Consider the following 16,381-nt stretch of genomic DNA (forward strand, 5'->3'; position numbering starts at 1 on the left):
CCGGTCCGCCCGCCGCCGGAGCGAGCGGCCCGGGCCGCCGCACGGCGCTTTCCGGGGTCGCCGCAACACGTGGTCGCGGTGAGGGAAGCGTGGGCGGGCCGGGCCTCGGCCGCATCGATCAGGCGGAAGCCGGGACGTACAGCTCGCGCGGCAGCTCGGACGCCGCCGCCGCGTCCAGCAGCCACAGCGTCCGAGCCCGCCCGTACGCTCCCGCCGCCGGCGCCTGGATCTCGCCCGCTCCGGACAGCGCGATCTCCGCCGCCTTCGCCTTGTCCTCGCCCGCCGCGAGCAGCCACACCTCACGTGCCGCGCGGATCGCCGGCAGCGTGAGCGAGATGCGGGTCGGCGGCGGCTTGGGCGCACCGTGGACCCCGACGACCGTGCGTTCCGTCTCGCGGACCGCCGGGAGTTCGGGGAACAGGGACGCCACATGCGTGTCGGGTCCGACGCCCAGCATCAGGACGTCGAACGTCGGCACCGGACCGTGGTCCTCGGGGCGCGCCGCCGCGGCGAGTTCCGCCGCGTAGGCGGCGGCCGCCGCGTCCACGTCGGAGCCGTACGGGCCGTCCGACGCGGGCATGGCGTGCACCCGCGACGGGTCCAGCGGTACGGCGTCGAGCAGCGCCTCACGCGCCTGCGTGACATTGCGCTCCGGGTCGTTCGACGGCAGGAACCGCTCGTCGCCCCACCACAGATCGAGCCGCGACCAGTCGATGGCGTCCCTGGCCGGGGACGAACTGAGCGCGGTCAGCAGCCCGTTGCCGTTGCGGCCGCCGGTGAGGACCACGGACGCCGAGCCGCGCGCGGCCTGTGCGTCCACGATCTTCGTGATCAGCCGGGCCGCGGCCGCCTGTGCCATCAGCTCCTTGTCGCGGTGCACGACGAGCTGCGGAGCGGCGGTCATTGGGCTGCCGCCTTCTTCGCGGAGGCGGCCTTCTTGGCCGCCGGCGCCGCCTTCTTCCCGGCCGGGGCCGGGTCCGGTGCGGACTCCGCCGCGGCCGGCGTGGCCGCGCCGAGGCGCTCCACCCCGTACCGGAGCGCCGACGAGTAGGTGTCGTCCGGGTCGAGCCGGCGCAGTTCCTCCGCGATCAGCTCGGCCGTCTCGCGCCGCTTCAGCGCCACCGCACGGTCCGGCTGGCCCTCGATGGACAGCGTGGCGAGCGACCCGTCCGGCCGGTCGAGCACGATCGGTCCGCAGTCGGACTCCAGCCGTACGGAGGTGAGGCCGGGCCCGGCCGACGAGGACCGCTTCACCGGGACGTCGAGCCGGTCCGCGAGCCACATCGCGAGCAGCTCGCAGCTCGGGTTGAACTCCTCGCCCTCCACCTCGACGGAGGTGACCTTGCAGGTGACCTGGTCCAGCGCCGCCGCGAGCATCGAGCGCCACGGCGTGATCCGGGTCCAGGACAGGTCGGTGTCGCCGGGGGTGTAGGCCTCCGCGCGGGCCGCGAGCTCACGCACCGGCTGCTCGGCGGCGTAGGTGTCGGTCACCCGGCGCTGGGCGAGCGAGCCCAGCGGGTCGTTGGCCGGGTCGGTCGGCGCGTTGACCGGCCACCAGACGACGACGGGGGCGTCCGGCAGCAGCAGCGGCAGCACCACGGACTGGGCGTGGTCGACGACCTCGCCGTACAGGCGCAGCACGACCGTCTCGCCGGTGCCCGCGTCCGCGCCCACCCGCACCTCGGCGTCGAGCCTGGCCTTCGCACGGTCACGCGGGGAGCGTGAGACCCGCTTGATGACCACGAGGGTGCGCGAAGGGTGCTCGCGGGACGCCTCGTTGGCGGCCTTCAGTGCGTCGTAGGCGTTCTCCTCATCGGTCACGATGACCAGGGTGAGGACCATGCCGACGGCCGGGGTGCCGATCGCTCGGCGGCCCTGCACCAGCGCCTTGTTGATCTTGCTGGCCGTGGTGTCCGTAAGGTCGATCTTCATGGCCGACGCCAGCTCCGTCCGTCTCGTGCGAGCATTTCGTCCGCCTCGTCCGGGCCCCAGGTGCCGGCCGTGTACTCGGCCGGCTTGCCGTTCGCGTCCCAGAACTGCTCGATCGGGTCGAGGATCTTCCAGGACAGCTCGACCTCCTCCACCCGCGGGAAGAGGTTGGAGTCGCCGAGCAGCACGTCGAGGATGAGTCGCTCGTAGGCCTCGGGGCTGGACTCGGTGAACGACTCGCCGTACGCGAAGTCCATCGAGACGTCCCGGACCTCCATCGAGGTGCCCGGCACCTTGGAGCCGAACCGCATGGTCACGCCCTCGTCCGGCTGGACGCGGATGACCAGGGCGTTGTGCCCGAGCTCCTCGGTCGCCGTGGAGTCGAAGGGGGAGTGCGGGGCGCGCTGGAAGACGACCGCGATCTCGGTGACGCGCCGACCGAGCCGCTTGCCGGTGCGCAGATAGAAGGGGACGCCCGCCCACCTGCGGTTGTCGATCTCCAGCTTGATCGCGGCGTAGGTGTCGGTCTTCGACCTGGGGTCGATACCGTCTTCCTGGAGGTAGCCGACGGCCTTCTCGCCGCCCTGCCAGCCCGCGGTGTACTGCGCGCGGACCGTGTTCTGCGCCAGGTCCTTGGGGAGCTTCACCGCGCCGAGGACCTTGGTCTTCTCCGCCGCGAGGGCGTCCGCGTCGAAGGAGGCGGGCTCCTCCATCGCGGTCAGCGCCAGCAGCTGGAGCAGGTGGTTCTGGATCACGTCACGGGCGGCGCCGATGCCGTCGTAGTAGCCGGCCCGGCCGCCGATGCCGATGTCCTCGGCCATCGTGATCTGCACATGGTCGACGTACGACCGGTTCCAGATGGGCTCGAAGAGCGTGTTGGCGAACCGCAGCGCCAGGATGTTCTGAACGGTCTCCTTGCCCAGGTAGTGGTCGATGCGGAAGACCTCGTTCGGCGGGAAGACCTCGTGCACCACCTGGTTGAGCTCCTTGGCGGAGACCAGGTCGTGACCGAACGGCTTCTCGATGACCGCGCGCCGCCAGGAACCTTCCTTCTGGTCCGCCAGCCCGTGCTTCTTCAGCTGCTGGACGACCTTGGGGAAGAACTTCGGCGGCACGGAGAGGTAGAACGCGAAGTTGCCACCGGTGCCCTGCACCTTGTCGAGATCCTCGATGGTGGACTTGAGTTGCTCGAACGCGTCGTCGTCGTCGAAGGTGCCCTGGACGAACCGCATGCCCTGGATGAGCTGCTGCCAGACCTCCTCACGGAACGGCGTGCGCGCGTGCTCCTCGACCGCGTCGTGGACCTCCTGCGCGAAGTCCTCGTGGGCCCACTCGCGCCGGGCGAAGCCGATGAGCGAGAAGCCCGGCGGCAGCAGCCCCCGGTTCGCGAGGTCGTAGACGGCTGGCATCAGCTTCTTGCGCGAAAGGTCGCCCGTGACGCCGAAGATGACCAGGCCCGACGGCCCCGCGATACGCGGGAGCCGTCGGTCTGCAGCATCACGGAGCGGGTTGGCTCCGCCAATACCGGACAAGTCGCTCAGTCCTCCGAGGGTGCGAGGCGCTTGAGCTCGGCCTCGGTCGACTTGAGCAGGTCGGTCCAGGACGCCTCGAACTTCTCGACGCCCTCGTCCTCGAGCTGCTGGACGACCTCGTCGTAGGAGATCCCGAGCTTCTCCACGGCCTCGAGCTCCGCGCGGGCCTGCTCGTAGGTGCCACGGACGGTGTCGCCGGTGATCTGCCCGTGGTCGCCGGTCGCGATCAGCGTGGCTTCCGGCATGGTGTTCACGGTGCCGGGGGCGACCAGCTCGTCCACGTACAGGGTGTCCTTGTACGCCTTGTCCTTGACGCCGGTCGAGGCCCACAGCGGGCGCTGCTTGTTGGCCTGCGCCTTGTCGAGCGCGGCCCAGCGGTCGGAGGAGAAGACCTCCTCGTACGCCTCGTAGGCGAGCCGGGCGTTGGCCAGGGCCGCCTTGCCGCGGGCCTCCTTGGCCTCGGGGGTGCCCAGCGCGTCCAGCCGCTTGTCGATCTCGGTGTCCACGCGGGACACGAAGAACGAGGCCACCGAGCGGATCTTGGACAGGTCCAGGCCCGCGGCCTTCGCCTTCTCCAGACCGGCCAGGTAGGCGTCCATGACCTCGCGGTAGCGCTCCAGCGAGAAGATCAGCGTGACGTTGACGCTGATGCCGAGGCCGATGACCTCGGTGATCGCCGGCAGGCCCGCCTTGGTCGCCGGGATCTTGATGAAGGTGTTCGGACGGTCCACCAGCCAGGCGAGCTGCTTGGCCTCCGCGATGGTCGCCTTGGTGCTGTGCGCGAGACGCGGGTCGACCTCGATGGAGACCCGGCCGTCCTGGCCGCCCGTCGAGTCGAACACCGGGCGCAGCACGTCGGCGGCGTCACGGACGTCCGCCGTCGTGATCATGCGGATGGCTTCCTCGACGGTCACCTTGCGGGCCGCGAGGTCCTCCAGCTGCTGGTCGTAGCCGTGGCCGTCCGAGATCGCCTTCTGGAAGATCGACGGGTTGGTCGTGACACCCACGACGTGCTGCTGGTCGATCAGCTCGGCGAGGTTGCCGGAGGTGATCCGGGTGCGGGACAGGTCGTCCAGCCAGATCGCGACGCCTTCGTCGGAGAGGCGCTTGAGTGCGTCTGTCATGAGAGTTGCATCTCCTACTTGTCGTGTACCGGCGTCAGCGCGCGGCGGCTTCGATCGATTCCCGCGCTGCGGCGGCCACGGCCTCGGCGGTGAAACCGAACTCACGGAAGAGGACCTTGCCGTCCGCGGAAGCGCCGAAGTGCTCCAGCGAGACGATGCGTCCGGCGTCACCGACGTAACGGTGCCACGTGAGACCGATGCCGGCCTCGACCGCGACTCGTGCCTTGAGCGACGGGGGAAGCACCGAGTCCCGGTACCCCTGGTCCTGCTCCTCGAACCACTCGACCGAGGGCATCGAGACCACGCGGGCCGGGATGCCGGCCGCCTGGAGCTGCTCGCGGGCGCCGACGGCCAGCTGGACCTCGGAGCCGGTGCCGATCAGCACGACCTGGGCGTCGCCGCCCTCGGCCTCGAAGAGCACGTAGCCGCCCTTGGCCGCGTCCTCGTTGCACTCGTAGGTCGGCACACCCTGGCGGGTCAGCGCGAGGCCGTGCGGGGCGCCCTTGCCGAACTCCTTGGTGTACCGCTTGAGGATCTCGCGCCAGGCGATCGCGGTCTCGTTGGCGTCGGCCGGGCGCACGATGTTCAGGCCCGGGATGGCGCGCAGCGAGGCCAGGTGCTCCACCGGCTGGTGGGTCGGGCCGTCCTCGCCGAGGCCGATCGAGTCGTGCGTCCACACGTAGGTGACCGGCAGGTGCATCAGGGCGGAGAGCCGCACGGCATTGCGCATGTAGTCGGAGAACACCAGGAAGGTGCCGCCGTAGACGCGGGTGTTGCCGTGCAGCGCGATGCCGTTCATGACCGCGGCCATCGCGTGCTCGCGGATGCCGAAGTGGATCGTCCGGCCGTACGGGTCGGCCTCCGGCAGCGGGTTGCCCGCGGGGAGGAACGACGACGTCTTGTCGATCGTGGTGTTGTTCGAGCCGGCCAGGTCGGCGGAGCCGCCCCACAGCTCGGGCACGACGGCGCCGAGCGCCTGGAGGACCTTGCCGGACGCGGCGCGGGTGGCGACACCCTTGCCGGTCTCGAACTCCGGCAGCGCGTCCTCCCAGCCCTCGGGAAGCTCGCCCGAGCGGATCCGGTCGAACTCGGCGGCGCGCTCCGGGTTGGCCGTACGCCATGCGGCGAACGTCTTCTCCCACTCGCCACGGGCCTCACGGCCGCGGTCGAGAGCGCCACGGGTGTGCCCGAGGACCTCGTCGGAGACCTCGAAGCTCTGCTCCGGGTCGAAGCCCAGGACGCGCTTGGTGGCCGCGACCTCCTCGGCGCCCAGCGCCGAGCCGTGCGCGGCCTCGGTGTTCTGGGCGTGCGGGGCGGGCCAGGCGATGATCGAGCGGGCCGCGATGAACGACGGGCGCTCGGTCTCGGCCTGCGCGGCCTTCAGGGCGTTGTACAGGCCGACCGGGTCGAGGTCGCCGTTCTCCAGCTGCTGGACGCGCTGGACGTGCCAGCCGTACGCCTCGTAGCGCTGGAGGGTGTCCTCGGAGACGGCCGTCTCCGTGTCGCCCTCGATCGAGATGTGGTTGTCGTCCCACAGCAGGACCAGATTGCCGAGCTTCTGGTGGCCGGCCAGCGAGGAGGCCTCCGCCGAGATGCCCTCCTGGAGGCAGCCGTCACCGGCGATGCACCAGACCGTGTGGTCGAAGGGGGACGTGCCCGGCTCGGCGTCCGGGTCGAACAGGCCGCGCTCGTAGCGGGCGGCCATGGCCATGCCCACGGCGTTGGCGACACCCTGGCCGAGCGGCCCCGTCGTCGTCTCGACGCCCGTGGTGTGGCCGTACTCCGGGTGGCCGGGGGTCTTCGAGCCCCAGGTGCGGAACGCCTTCAGATCGTCCAGCTCCAGGCCGTAGCCCGCCAGGTAGAGCTGGATGTAGAGCGTCAGCGACGAGTGTCCGGCGGACAGGACGAACCGGTCACGGCCGGTCCAGTCGGCGTCCGCGGGGTCGTGCCGCATCAGCTTCTGGAAGAGCACGTACGCGGCGGGGGCCAGGCTCATGGCCGTACCCGGATGGCCGTTGCCGACCTTCTGTACGGAATCCATGGCCAGGACGCGGACGGTGTCGACTGCCCGCTGGTCCAACGCGGTCCACTCGAGGTCTGTGGTGGTCGGCTTGGTGCTCACCCTGAGTCAGGGCTCCTCTCCACATGTCGAATCCCGGTGACAGAGGCGTGTACCGGGCGCTGTCGAGCCTACCCTCGCAGCAACGCGCTCCTTTTCGGTCACGCGTCTTTCCAATTGGACACTGCCAGGGTGCGGGCGCCGGGTGTTCCCCGCCTGTCGGCGATGTATACGCCCGGCGTCGGGCCGGCGCTCAACACGAGTCGACCCCCGCGAAGATCGGCGTACGGGCAGCGTCTAGAGTGGCGTGGTACGCGCAAGTCTTACCGGGTCTTCACTGCACCCACGGCCCTTCGGGCGTGGGAGGCACTCCCAGAGACTTGCTGGGATTTCTCTGTCAGGGGTGTGCGTGACGGCCGTCGAGTCCCGACCCGCGGGGGTCGTCCTGGCTACCGGCCCGGGGGGCCATCGGCCGTTCGGGGCCCGCGCCAAGGCGTTCGTGGCACTGACCAAGCCGCGGATCATCGAGCTGCTGCTCATCACCACCGTTCCGGTGATGTTCCTCGCCGAGCAGGGCGTTCCCGACCTGTGGCTCGTGCTCGCCACGTGCCTGGGCGGGTACCTCTCCGCCGGCGGCGCCAACGCGCTCAACATGTACATCGACCGCGACATCGACGCCTTGATGGACCGCACTTCGCAGCGGCCGCTCGTCACCGGCATGGTGTCGCCGCGCGAGGGCCTCGTCTTCGGTCTGACCCTCGCCGTGGTCTCCACGCTCTGGTTCGGGCTGCTGGTCAACTGGCTGTCGGCCGCGCTGTCGCTCGGCGCACTGCTCTTCTACGTCGTCGTCTACACGATGATCCTGAAGCGCCGCACCGCGCAGAACATCGTCTGGGGCGGCATCGCCGGCTGCATGCCGGTCCTGATCGGCTGGTCCTCCGTCACCAACTCGATGTCCTGGGCCGCCGTCATCCTGTTCCTCGTCATCTTCTTCTGGACGCCGCCGCACTACTGGCCGCTGTCGATGAAGGTGAAGGACGACTACGCGAGGGTCGGCGTGCCGATGCTCCCGGTCGTCGCGGGCAACAGGGTCGTCGCCCGGCAGATCGTCCTCTACAGCTGGGTCATGGTCGCCGTCTCGCTGCTGCTGACCCCCCTCGGCTACACCGGCTGGTTCTACACGGCGGTCGCGCTGGTCTCCGGCGGCTGGTGGCTGTGGGAGGCGCACGCGCTGCAGAGCAGGGCCAAGGCGGGCGAGACGGGCGGCAAGCTCAAGGAGATGCGCCTCTTCCACTGGTCCATCACCTATGTGTCGCTGCTGTTCGTGGCCGTCGCGGTGGACCCGTTCCTGCGCTGACGGCAGCCGCCGCCCGCAAGGTGGCCGAGGCCACTCGGTTCTGCCGTCGCCAGTCGATCTACCCGCGAGTAGCATGCGGTTCATGGCAGAAACCAAGGTTGAAGAGACCGCTTCCTCGCCGGCCGCCGACGCCCGCGCCGAGCGCAGGGCCGCGAAGCTCGCCAAGCAGATCAAGGCCTTCGCCGGCGCACACGGCGGCGCCGAGGGCCAGCTCGCCTACATCGGCCAGATGGGCACCCGGATCGTGCTCGTCGGCGAGGACGGCGCCTGGGGCGACCTCGTGGCGCCGAACCACACCGTCGCCGTCAGCGCCGCGGAGAAGTCCGGGATCACGCTCCACGAGTCCTTCGACGGCGACTTCGCCGCGAAGGTCCGCACCGGCCCGTACGAGTGGAGCCGCATGGCCGGCATCCAGGTCGGCGGCCCTTCCAATGCCTGACCAACACCTCACGCGGTGCTCACCCGTTAGGACTGTGGAAGCACGGTCCTAGACAGGGAGCTCCCGATGATCGACGCCGCGTCCTCTGTGCGTCTGGTCGACCAGTACTGCCACGGGGTGCTCCGCACGGAACTGGGCCTCGGCACCTTCGAGACGTACCTGGGCCCCGCCGCCGGGGCCCCGCCGGCCTCCGGCACCACCTTCTTCGACACCCAGACCGGTTTCGCGGTCCGGCGCTGGTGCCCGCCGCTCCTGGGGCTCGAACCGCACTGCCCGCCCGCCCACTACCTGGCCCGCCGCCGCGAGCTCGGAGTGGTCGAGGCGGGCAGACGCCTTCTGCGGGGCACCGGCATCGCCACCTACCTCGTGGACACCGGCCTGCCCGGGGACCTCGCGGGCCCCGCGGAACTCGCCGCGGCCGGGGCGGCCCAGGCCCGCGAGATCGTCCGCCTCGAACTGCTCGCGGAGCAGGTCGCGGACACCTCCGGAACCGTCGAATCCTTCCTCGCGAACCTCGCGGAGGCCGTCCACGGGGCGGCAGGCTCGGCCGTCGCCTTCACCACCGTCGCCGCCGGGCGGCTGGCGGACCGGCCGGAGCCACCGGGACCCGGCGAGGTGCGCGGAGCGGCCGGCCGCTGGCTCGCCGGCCGCCGGGTGGGCGACCCGGTCACCGATCCGGTCCTGCTGAGGCACCTGCTGTGGGCCGCCCTCGCCACCGGCCTGCCGCTGCAACTGCACATCGGCGTACAGGACCCGATGCCGCTCGCGGGGTTCGCCGCGGCGACCGCCGGCCTCGGCACGGACCTGGTCCTGCTGCACGGCTACCCGCACCACCGCAGCGCCGCGCACCTGGCCGGCGCGTACCCGCACGTCTACGCCGACCTCGGCCCCGCGCTCGTGCAGACCGGGGCGAGGGCGGCGGCGGTCCTGGCGGAGATCCTCGAACTCGCCCCCTTCGGCAAGCTCCTGTTCTCCAGCGGCGCACGGGGCCTGCCGGAGCTTCATGTCGTCGGGGCGCGGTCCTTCCGCGACGCGCTCGGCCGGGTGCTCGGCGGCTGGGTCGCGGACGGCGCCTGGTCGCGGGGCGACGCGGAGCGGGTGGCGACGATGCTGGCGGCGGGGAACGCGGGGCGGGTGTACGGTCTGCCCGCCTGACGCCGTGCCTGTCCCCTCCCCACCCCTTCCCGCTGCATCGATGTGCGGCTCCGCCGCGGGGGGCTCCGCCCGGGCCCGCCACCGCGCTGCGCGCGGTGTGTCCGGGGGCTCCGCCCCTACGCCTGGCGGCGTGGGGGACCCCCACCGCACCCCCGCGCCTCAAACACCGGCGAGGCTGAAGTTGCCTGGCAACTTCAGCCCGCCCGGGGGCACCTCCCACGGCCGCCAGGCCGTAGGGGGAGATTGAGGGCACCGCGCGAAGCGCGGTACCGCCCGCAAGGCGGTACCGGGTCCGGGGCCTGCCCCGCCACGCGGCGGAGCCGCACATCGGTACAGCGGGAAGGGCCGGGTAGGGGACAAGCGCGCCGGCGGAGGCGCGTCAGGCCGAGGTCAGAGCGTCCGCGTCCCGCGGCGTCGTGGTCGGCAGCGGCAGCGCCTCCCGCTCCCGCAGGCTCAGCGCCAGCCTCAGCACCGCGATCCACATCAGCGAGGAGCCGAACATGTGCGCGCCGACCAGCAGCTCCGGCACCCCGGTGAAGTACTGGACGTAGCCGAGCACGCCCTGAAGCAGCACCACCAGCAGCAGGTCACGCGCCCGGGCGCGGGTGTCGTCGGGGGCGTCGACCACGCGCAGGACGAGCCACATCGCGACGGCCAGCGCACACACCACCCACGCGGCGATCGCGTGGATGTGCGCGGCGGCGGCCCAGTCCCACGGCATCCGCGGGACGTCGCTGCTGTCGCCCGCGTGCTTGCCGGAGCCGGTCACCGTGGTGCCGAGGGTGATCAGCACCGCGGAGACCGCCACGATCGCCCAGGACAGCTTGCGGACCGGCCGCGGGACCCGCGGCCGAGGTGCGCCGTCGCCTTCATGTGTGCGCACCCAGGTCACGGTCGCGACCGTGAGCAGCGCGTTGGCCAGCAGGAAGTGGCCGGCCACGGACCACGGGTTGAGGCCCGCCCACACCGTGACGCCGCCGATGACGGCGTTCCCCATGACGATCCAGAACTGGGCCCAGGCCAGCCTGGTCAGACCGCGCCGCCGGGGCTTCACGGCGCGCACCGCGATGATCGCCCAGCCGACGGCCGCCGAAAGGACGTACGTCAGCATCCGGTTGCCGAACTCGATCGCGCCGTGGAGGCCCTGCTCGGGTGTGGCGAAGAGGCTGTCGTCCGTGCACTTGGGCCAGGTGTCGCAGCCGAGGCCGGAGCCGGTGAGCCGTACGGCGCCGCCGGTGACGATGATGACGACGGTCATCACGATGGCTGAGAGCGCGGCGCGCCGCAGGATTTTGGGCGACGGTGTCCAGCGCTGGGCGATATAGGCGAGGGGGGTCTGCACGGCCCCTATCGTAAGCGGGCCCTTGTGCACGGTTTCACGAGGGGTCCGCGGAGGACACGGGGGAGGGGGACGGCGGGGGCGTCGACGCTCCCGCCGACGGCTTCCCGGGCGCCGGCGCGGAGGCCGTGCGGAAGCGGGAGCCGTCGAGGTGGTCCTCCTCGTCCCACCACAGTGCGAAACGCCACGAAGTGGGCTCCGGCGGCACGTCGGGCGAGTGGAGGAAGGCGTCCGTCAGTTCGGCGGCCACCGCCTCGGCCGTGCAGTCGGTCACCGCGTCCATACCGCGCCAGGGGTGCGCCAGCGGTTCCCAGGAGCCGTCGGCCCGGCGCACGTCGAACCGCCAAACGGCCCGCCACGAGTTGGCGCGCAGGATCCGGTCCACCTCGGCGCGCTCCAGTCCGAGGCCCTGCGCGACCGCTTCCGGCGCCACGCCGTCGATCCGCGCGGACAGGACCGCGAGCGGCAGCAGCCGCCGCGGCAGCAGTTCGCGTTTGTGCAGCTGGGTGAGGCCGCCTTCGAAGGGGCAGCGGCGCAGGCGGCGTTCGAGCTGGTCTCCGAGGTGCTCGAGCATCGCGGCGTGGGCGCGCTCCGCCGGGTCGGGCGGCTGCCAGAGCGCCTGGAACTCCCGTTCCGCCCGTACGGCCCATTCGGCCGCGTCCACCGGCCTGCCGAGCTCCTCCAGCCGGTCGCCGAGGAAGACGTGTGCCTGGGCGAGACCTTCCCGGTTGACCGGGTGGGAGAGGTCGAGCCGCTCCCACACGGCGATCGCCCGGTGCGTGGACTCCACCGCGGCGAGTCCGGCCAGGCGGTCCTCGGTGCACGGCTGTTCGCCGTGCGGCCGGAAGGCGTAGCGGGGCAGGCCCATTTCGTCGCTGAGCGGCTCGGCGAGGTACACCGACTGGCTGATCAGCGCCCGCGCGTACCAGCGGGCGTGCTCGTCGTCGTGCCGGGCGGGCTCCGCGCAGTGCCGGACGGCCTTCTCGACGGCGCTCAGCGCGTCGGCGCGCCGGCCGGTGTCGAAGTGGTGGCGGGCCAGGTCCCCGTACCGCAGGCTCAGCCGTGCGGAGAGGGTTAGGTCGCCCTCCGCGTGCGGGGCGAGGGCGGAGATCAGATCGGTGAGCATCCGCATCCGCGTCCCGGGCGAGGACGCGGGCCTGCCGGTCCTGACCTTCGCCCACTCCGCGTCCAGCCGCAGCGCGGCAGCTCGCTCCATCCAGGCCTCCCACCGTGCGCTCCGTGCGGGTCTCGGCAGGGTCGTCCCGGCGCGCGTGTCACTCCCAGCGGAAGGTCCGGGCGGCCGCGCCCAGTCCGAGCACCGCCCAGAGGGCGAGGATGCCCAGATTGCCCCACGGCATGCCCGCTCCGTGCCCGAGGACGTCACGAAGTCCGTCGGAGAGTGCGGAGATGGGCAGAAGTCCCAGCACGGACGCGACGCCGTCGGGGAACCTGTCCAGCGGCACGATCACCCCGCCGCCGACGAGCAGCAGCAGGAAGACGAGGTTGGCGGCAGCGAGGGTGACCTCGGCCTTGAGGGTGCCGGCCATGAGCAGGCCGAGGCCGGAGAAGGCGGCGGTGCCGAGGACGAGCAGCAGCACTGCGGCGAGCGGACTGCCCTGCGGCGACCAGCCGAGCGCGAACGCGATGACGGTCAGCAGGACCACCTGGAGGATCTCCGTGACGAGCACGGAGAGCGTCTTGGCGGTCATCAGGGCCCAGCGGGGGATCGGTGAGGCGCCGAGCCGCTTGAGCACCCCGTAGCGGCGCTCGAACCCGGTGGCGATGGCCTGGCCGGTGAAGGCGGTGGACATCACGGCCAGCGCGAGGACACCGGGGGCGAGGAAGTCGACCGCCCGTCCCTCCCCGCCATTCGTCTCCGTCGGCACAGCGACGATGTCGACGGTGGAGAACAGCACGAGCAGCAGCGACGGGATGACGACGGTGAGCAGCAGCTGCTCACCGTTGCGCAGCAGCATCTTCGTCTCGAAGGCGGCCTGCGAGACGATCATGCGACCCAGTGGTGCGGCGCCCGGCGCCGGTGTGTACGTGCCGGCGCTCATCCGCGCAGCTCCTTGCCCGTCAGCTCGAGGAAGACGTCCTCGAGGGTGTGCCGCTCCACCGAGATGCCGTGCGGCAGTACGCCGTGCTGGGCGCACCAGGAGGTGACCGTCGCCAGGAGCTGCGGATCGACCTCGCCGGTGATCCGGTACTCGCCCGGTGTGAGCTCCGCGGCCGCCGAGCCGTCGGGGAGCGCCTTCAGCAGGGAGCCGACGTCGAGGCCCGGGCGTCCGGTGAAGCGCAGGGTGTTCTCCGCGCCGCCGCGGCACAGCTCCTCCGCGCTGCCCTGGGCGACCACCCGGCCGGCGTCGATGATCGCGATGTGGTCGGCGAGTTCCTCGGCCTCGTCCATGAAGTGCGTGGTCAGCACGGTGGTGACGCCGTCCGCGCGCAGTTCGCGGACGAGCTCCCAGGTGGCGCGCCGGGCCTGGGGGTCGAGGCCGGCGGTGGGTTCGTCGAGGAAGACAAGGTCGGGGCGGCCGACGACGGCCATGGCCAGCGCGAGGCGCTGCTGCTGGCCGCCGGAGAGCCGCCGGTATGTCGTGCGCCCGCAGCTGCCGAGGCCGAGGCGTTCGATCAGGGCTTCCACGTCCAGGGGGCGGGCGTGCAGGGAGGCCATGTGGCGGAGCATCTCGCCGGCGCGGGCGCCGGAGTAGACACCGCCCGACTGGAGCATCACACCTATGCGGGGCCGCAGTCGCGCGGCGTCGGCGACCGGGTCGAGGCCGAGGACCCGCACGGTGCCGGCGTCGGCGCGGCGGTAGCCCTCGCAGGTCTCGATCGTGGTGGTCTTGCCGGCCCCGTTGGGCCCGAGGACGGCGGTCACGGAGCCGGGTGCGACATCGAGGTCCAGGCCGTCCACGGCGGCCTTGGGTCCGTACCGCTTGACCAGGCCCCGGATCCGGACGGCAGGCTCGCTCAGCATGCCGGGAAGTCTAGGCGGGCGTCCTGGGCGACCGTCCCGCGGGTCCCGGGGGCAGGTCCGGGTGGGCGCGCGGCCCAGGGGGCCTCACCAGGGCTTCATTCCTGCGGTTGATCATTTCCGCAGGTCAGCTTAGGTATGCCTAAGTGATGTACGGCACCGGGTGATGATCGGGACGCCGCTTGTCACTCTCCGAAGAATTACGCAACAATGGCGTTGTGAAAAACCTCGGCGACGCTCCTCAGGAGGAACTCGCGACCGGTGAGCGCTCCACGCGCAACCGCGTCGCGCGCTCCATCCTGGACCACGGACCGTCCACCGTGGCCGATCTCGCAGGGCGTCTGGGTCTGACCCAGGCGGCCGTCCGCCGGCACCTCGACTCCCTCGTCTCCGAGAACGTCGTGGAGGCGCGCGAGCAGCGTGTCTACGGCGCCCGCACCCGCGGCAGGCCCGCCAAGGTGTTCGCCCTGACCGACTGCGGACGGGACGCCTTCGACCAGTCGTACGACACGCTGGCCGTGGACGCCCTGAGGTGGATCGAGGAGAACGCCGGAGGCGAGGCGGCCGTCGCCGCCTTCGCCCGGGACCGGATGGAGGCGCAGGCCGTGGCCTACCGCGCGGCCGTCGAGGCCGCGGCGCCCGAGGAGCGTACGGAAGCGCTCGCGAAGGCCCTGAGCGCCGACGGGTACGCTGCTACGGCCCGCAGCGCGCCGGTCGGAGAGCAGCTCTGCCAGCACCACTGCCCGGTCGCCCACGCGGCCGAGAAGTACCCGCAGCTGTGCGAGGCGGAGACCGAGGTCTTCTCGCGACTGCTCGGGACACACGTGCAGCGGCTCGCCACCATCGCCCACGGCGACGGCGTCTGCACCACGTTCATCCCGCGCGGTGCGCCCCAGGGCGGCACCTCGCCGCCACCGGGCGACCCGCCTGGCGACAGCACCACACAGACCCGCACCACACCATCAGCTTCTGCAAGCACGGCCGGGAGGAACCCCGCATGACTCTCCCCACGGAGACTGCCCACCCCGAACTCGAGGGCCTGGGTAAGTACGAATTCGGCTGGGCCGACTCCGACGCGGCGGGTGCCGCGGCCAAGCGCGGTCTCTCCGAGGACGTCGTCCGCGACATCTCCGCGAAGAAGAACGAGCCGGAGTGGATGCTGAAGCTGCGGCTGAAGGGTCTGCGCCTCTTCGACAAGAAGCCGATGCCCAGCTGGGGCTCCGACCTCTCCGGCATCGACTTCGACAACATCAAGTACTTCGTGCGCTCCACCGAGGCCCAGGCCGCCTCGTGGGAGGAGCTGCCCGAGGACATCAAGAACACCTACGACAAGCTCGGCATCCCGGAGGCGGAGAAGCAGCGCCTGGTCGCCGGTGTCGCCGCACAGTACGAGTCCGAGGTCGTCTACCACCAGATCCGCGAGGACCTGGAGGAGCAGGGCGTCATCTTCCTCGACACGGACACCGCTCTGAAGGAGCACCCGGAGCTCTTCCAGGAGTACTTCGGCACCGTCATCCCGGTCGGCGACAACAAGTTCGCGTCGCTGAACACGGCCGTGTGGTCCGGCGGGTCGTTCATCTACGTCCCCAAGGGCGTCCACGTGGACATCCCGCTGCAGGCCTACTTCCGTATCAACACGGAGAACATGGGCCAGTTCGAGCGGACGCTGATCATCGTCGACGAGGACGCCTACGTCCACTACGTCGAGGGCTGCACCGCGCCGATCTACTCCTCGGACTCGCTGCACAGCGCCGTGGTCGAGATCATCGTCAAGAAGGGCGGCCGCTGCCGCTACACGACCATCCAGAACTGGTCGAACAACGTCTACAACCTGGTCACCAAGCGCGCCGTGGCGTACGAGGGCGCGACCATGGAGTGGGTCGACGGCAACATCGGCTCCAAGGTGACCATGAAGTACCCGGCCGTCTACCTGATGGGCGAGCACGCCAAGGGCGAGACCCTGTCCATCGCCTTCGCCGGCGAGGGCCAGCACCAGGACGCCGGCGCCAAGATGGTCCACATGGCCCCGAACACCTCGTCCAACATCGTCTCCAAGTCGGTGGCGCGAGGCGGCGGCCGTACGTCCTACCGCGGTCTGATCGAGATCGGCGAGGGCGCGCCGGGCGCGAAGTCCAACGTGCTCTGCGACGCTCTCCTGGTCGACACGATCTCCCGCTCGGACACCTACCCGTACGTCGACGTCCGCGAGGACGACGTCTCCATGGGACACGAGGCGACCGTCTCCAAGGTCTCGGAGGACCAGCTCTTCTACCTGATGAGCCGCGGTATGACGGAGTTCGAGGCGATGGCGATGATCGTGCGCGGCTTCGTCGAGCCGATCGCCAAGGAACTCCCCATGGAGTACGCGCTGGAGCTCAACCGGCTGATCGAGCTGCAGATGGAGGGCTCGGTGGGCTGACGCCCTCCGGGACCGCAAGCAGCGACTGACTTCTGACGTAGGAAGAGA

General features: G+C 71.2%; 14 protein-coding genes. 5 read left to right on the forward strand and 9 right to left on the reverse strand.

Annotated elements, in window-relative coordinates:
- Nucleotides 1-118 precede the first annotated feature (118 nt).
- From pgl to tkt, 5 genes are read right to left on the reverse strand one after another with little or no spacing between them, the layout of a single operon-like run.
- The gene (gene pgl, locus ACTMTU_RS17695; protein ID WP_441264427.1) at nucleotides 119-904 is read right to left on the reverse strand and encodes a 6-phosphogluconolactonase; all 786 of its coding nucleotides are present in this window, start codon (nucleotides 902-904) and stop codon (nucleotides 119-121) included.
- Nucleotides 901-1,932 carry a glucose-6-phosphate dehydrogenase assembly protein OpcA gene (gene opcA, locus ACTMTU_RS17700; protein WP_441264428.1) on the reverse strand — a complete coding sequence of 344 codons (1,032 nt, stop codon included), beginning with the start codon at nucleotides 1,930-1,932 and terminating at the stop codon, nucleotides 901-903. The genes pgl and opcA overlap by 4 nt, the downstream gene beginning before the upstream one ends.
- Nucleotides 1,929-3,452, reverse strand: a complete 1,524-nt coding sequence (gene zwf, locus ACTMTU_RS17705; RefSeq protein WP_441264471.1) for a glucose-6-phosphate dehydrogenase — start codon at nucleotides 3,450-3,452, stop codon at nucleotides 1,929-1,931. Before zwf ends, opcA begins: the two co-directional genes overlap by 4 nt.
- 14 nt (nucleotides 3,453-3,466) lie before the next feature.
- A complete protein-coding gene (gene tal, locus ACTMTU_RS17710; protein ID WP_441264429.1) occupies nucleotides 3,467-4,585 on the reverse strand; it encodes a transaldolase in 1,119 nt (372 codons plus the stop codon).
- Between the two features lie 34 nt (nucleotides 4,586-4,619).
- Nucleotides 4,620-6,707, reverse strand: coding sequence for a transketolase (gene tkt, locus ACTMTU_RS17715; RefSeq protein ID WP_364600482.1), 2,088 nt, complete (start codon nucleotides 6,705-6,707; stop codon nucleotides 4,620-4,622).
- Nucleotides 6,708-7,047: 340 nt separating this feature from the next.
- Between tkt and ACTMTU_RS17720 the strand changes: the two genes are divergently transcribed.
- The 3 genes from ACTMTU_RS17720 (at nucleotide 7,048) to ACTMTU_RS17730 (ending at nucleotide 9,595) form a co-directional block, all read left to right on the forward strand.
- On the forward strand, nucleotides 7,048-8,001 hold the full coding sequence (locus ACTMTU_RS17720; protein WP_373465267.1) for a heme o synthase: 954 nt from the start codon (nucleotides 7,048-7,050) through the stop codon (nucleotides 7,999-8,001).
- 82 nt (nucleotides 8,002-8,083) lie between these two features.
- A complete protein-coding gene (locus ACTMTU_RS17725) occupies nucleotides 8,084-8,440 on the forward strand; it encodes a hypothetical protein (protein WP_441264430.1) in 357 nt (118 codons plus the stop codon).
- Nucleotides 8,441-8,506: 66 nt separating this feature from the next.
- On the forward strand, nucleotides 8,507-9,595 hold the full coding sequence (locus tag ACTMTU_RS17730) for an amidohydrolase family protein (protein WP_441264431.1): 1,089 nt from the start codon (nucleotides 8,507-8,509) through the stop codon (nucleotides 9,593-9,595).
- Between the two features lie 379 nt (nucleotides 9,596-9,974).
- Here ACTMTU_RS17730 and ACTMTU_RS17735 read toward each other — a convergent pair whose 3' ends face one another.
- From ACTMTU_RS17735 to ACTMTU_RS17750, 4 genes are read right to left on the reverse strand one after another with little or no spacing between them, the layout of a single operon-like run.
- Nucleotides 9,975-10,967, reverse strand: coding sequence for a COX15/CtaA family protein (locus tag ACTMTU_RS17735; protein ID WP_441264432.1), 993 nt, complete (start codon nucleotides 10,965-10,967; stop codon nucleotides 9,975-9,977).
- Between the two features lie 4 nt (nucleotides 10,968-10,971).
- Complete coding sequence (locus ACTMTU_RS17740; protein ID WP_441264433.1) at nucleotides 10,972-12,150, reverse strand: hypothetical protein; 1,179 nt, start codon at nucleotides 12,148-12,150, stop codon at nucleotides 10,972-10,974.
- 58 nt (nucleotides 12,151-12,208) lie between these two features.
- Nucleotides 12,209-12,994: an ABC transporter permease gene (locus ACTMTU_RS17745; RefSeq protein ID WP_441264434.1), complete on the reverse strand. Its 786-nt coding sequence runs from the start codon at nucleotides 12,992-12,994 to the stop codon at nucleotides 12,209-12,211.
- Nucleotides 12,991-13,917, reverse strand: coding sequence for an ABC transporter ATP-binding protein (locus tag ACTMTU_RS17750; protein ID WP_441264435.1), 927 nt, complete (start codon nucleotides 13,915-13,917; stop codon nucleotides 12,991-12,993). Before ACTMTU_RS17750 ends, ACTMTU_RS17745 begins: the two co-directional genes overlap by 4 nt.
- Nucleotides 13,918-14,132: 215 nt before the next feature.
- Here ACTMTU_RS17750 and ACTMTU_RS17755 point away from each other — a divergent pair, with 215 nt between their 5' ends.
- Together ACTMTU_RS17755 and sufB are read left to right on the forward strand one after the other, a co-directional pair.
- Entirely contained in the window at nucleotides 14,133-14,915 is a 783-nt protein-coding gene (locus ACTMTU_RS17755) for a helix-turn-helix transcriptional regulator (RefSeq protein ID WP_441264436.1), read from the forward strand.
- On the forward strand, nucleotides 14,912-16,333 hold the full coding sequence (sufB, locus tag ACTMTU_RS17760; RefSeq protein WP_005319002.1) for a Fe-S cluster assembly protein SufB: 1,422 nt from the start codon (nucleotides 14,912-14,914) through the stop codon (nucleotides 16,331-16,333). Before ACTMTU_RS17755 ends, sufB begins: the two co-directional genes overlap by 4 nt.
- Nucleotides 16,334-16,381: the final 48 nt, after the last annotated feature.

Origin of the sequence: Streptomyces sp. OZ13 (genome assembly GCF_052068155.1) — a bacterium.
Classification (GTDB): Bacteria; Actinomycetota; Actinomycetes; order Streptomycetales; family Streptomycetaceae; genus Streptomyces.

Coding starts and splice junctions, on each gene's coding strand:
- pgl (WP_441264427.1), bottom strand. CDS start 904: ATGACCGCCGCTCCGCAGCTCGTCGTGCACCGCGACAAGGAGCTGATG.
- opcA (WP_441264428.1), bottom strand. CDS start 1,932: ATGAAGATCGACCTTACGGACACCACGGCCAGCAAGATCAACAAGGCG.
- tal (WP_441264429.1), bottom strand. CDS start 4,585: ATGACAGACGCACTCAAGCGCCTCTCCGACGAAGGCGTCGCGATCTGG.
- ACTMTU_RS17725 (WP_441264430.1), top strand. CDS start 8,084: ATGGCAGAAACCAAGGTTGAAGAGACCGCTTCCTCGCCGGCCGCCGAC.
- ACTMTU_RS17730 (WP_441264431.1), top strand. CDS start 8,507: ATGATCGACGCCGCGTCCTCTGTGCGTCTGGTCGACCAGTACTGCCAC.
- ACTMTU_RS17740 (WP_441264433.1), bottom strand. CDS start 12,150: ATGGAGCGAGCTGCCGCGCTGCGGCTGGACGCGGAGTGGGCGAAGGTC.
- ACTMTU_RS17745 (WP_441264434.1), bottom strand. CDS start 12,994: ATGAGCGCCGGCACGTACACACCGGCGCCGGGCGCCGCACCACTGGGT.
- ACTMTU_RS17750 (WP_441264435.1), bottom strand. CDS start 13,917: ATGCTGAGCGAGCCTGCCGTCCGGATCCGGGGCCTGGTCAAGCGGTAC.
- sufB (WP_005319002.1), top strand. CDS start 14,912: ATGACTCTCCCCACGGAGACTGCCCACCCCGAACTCGAGGGCCTGGGT.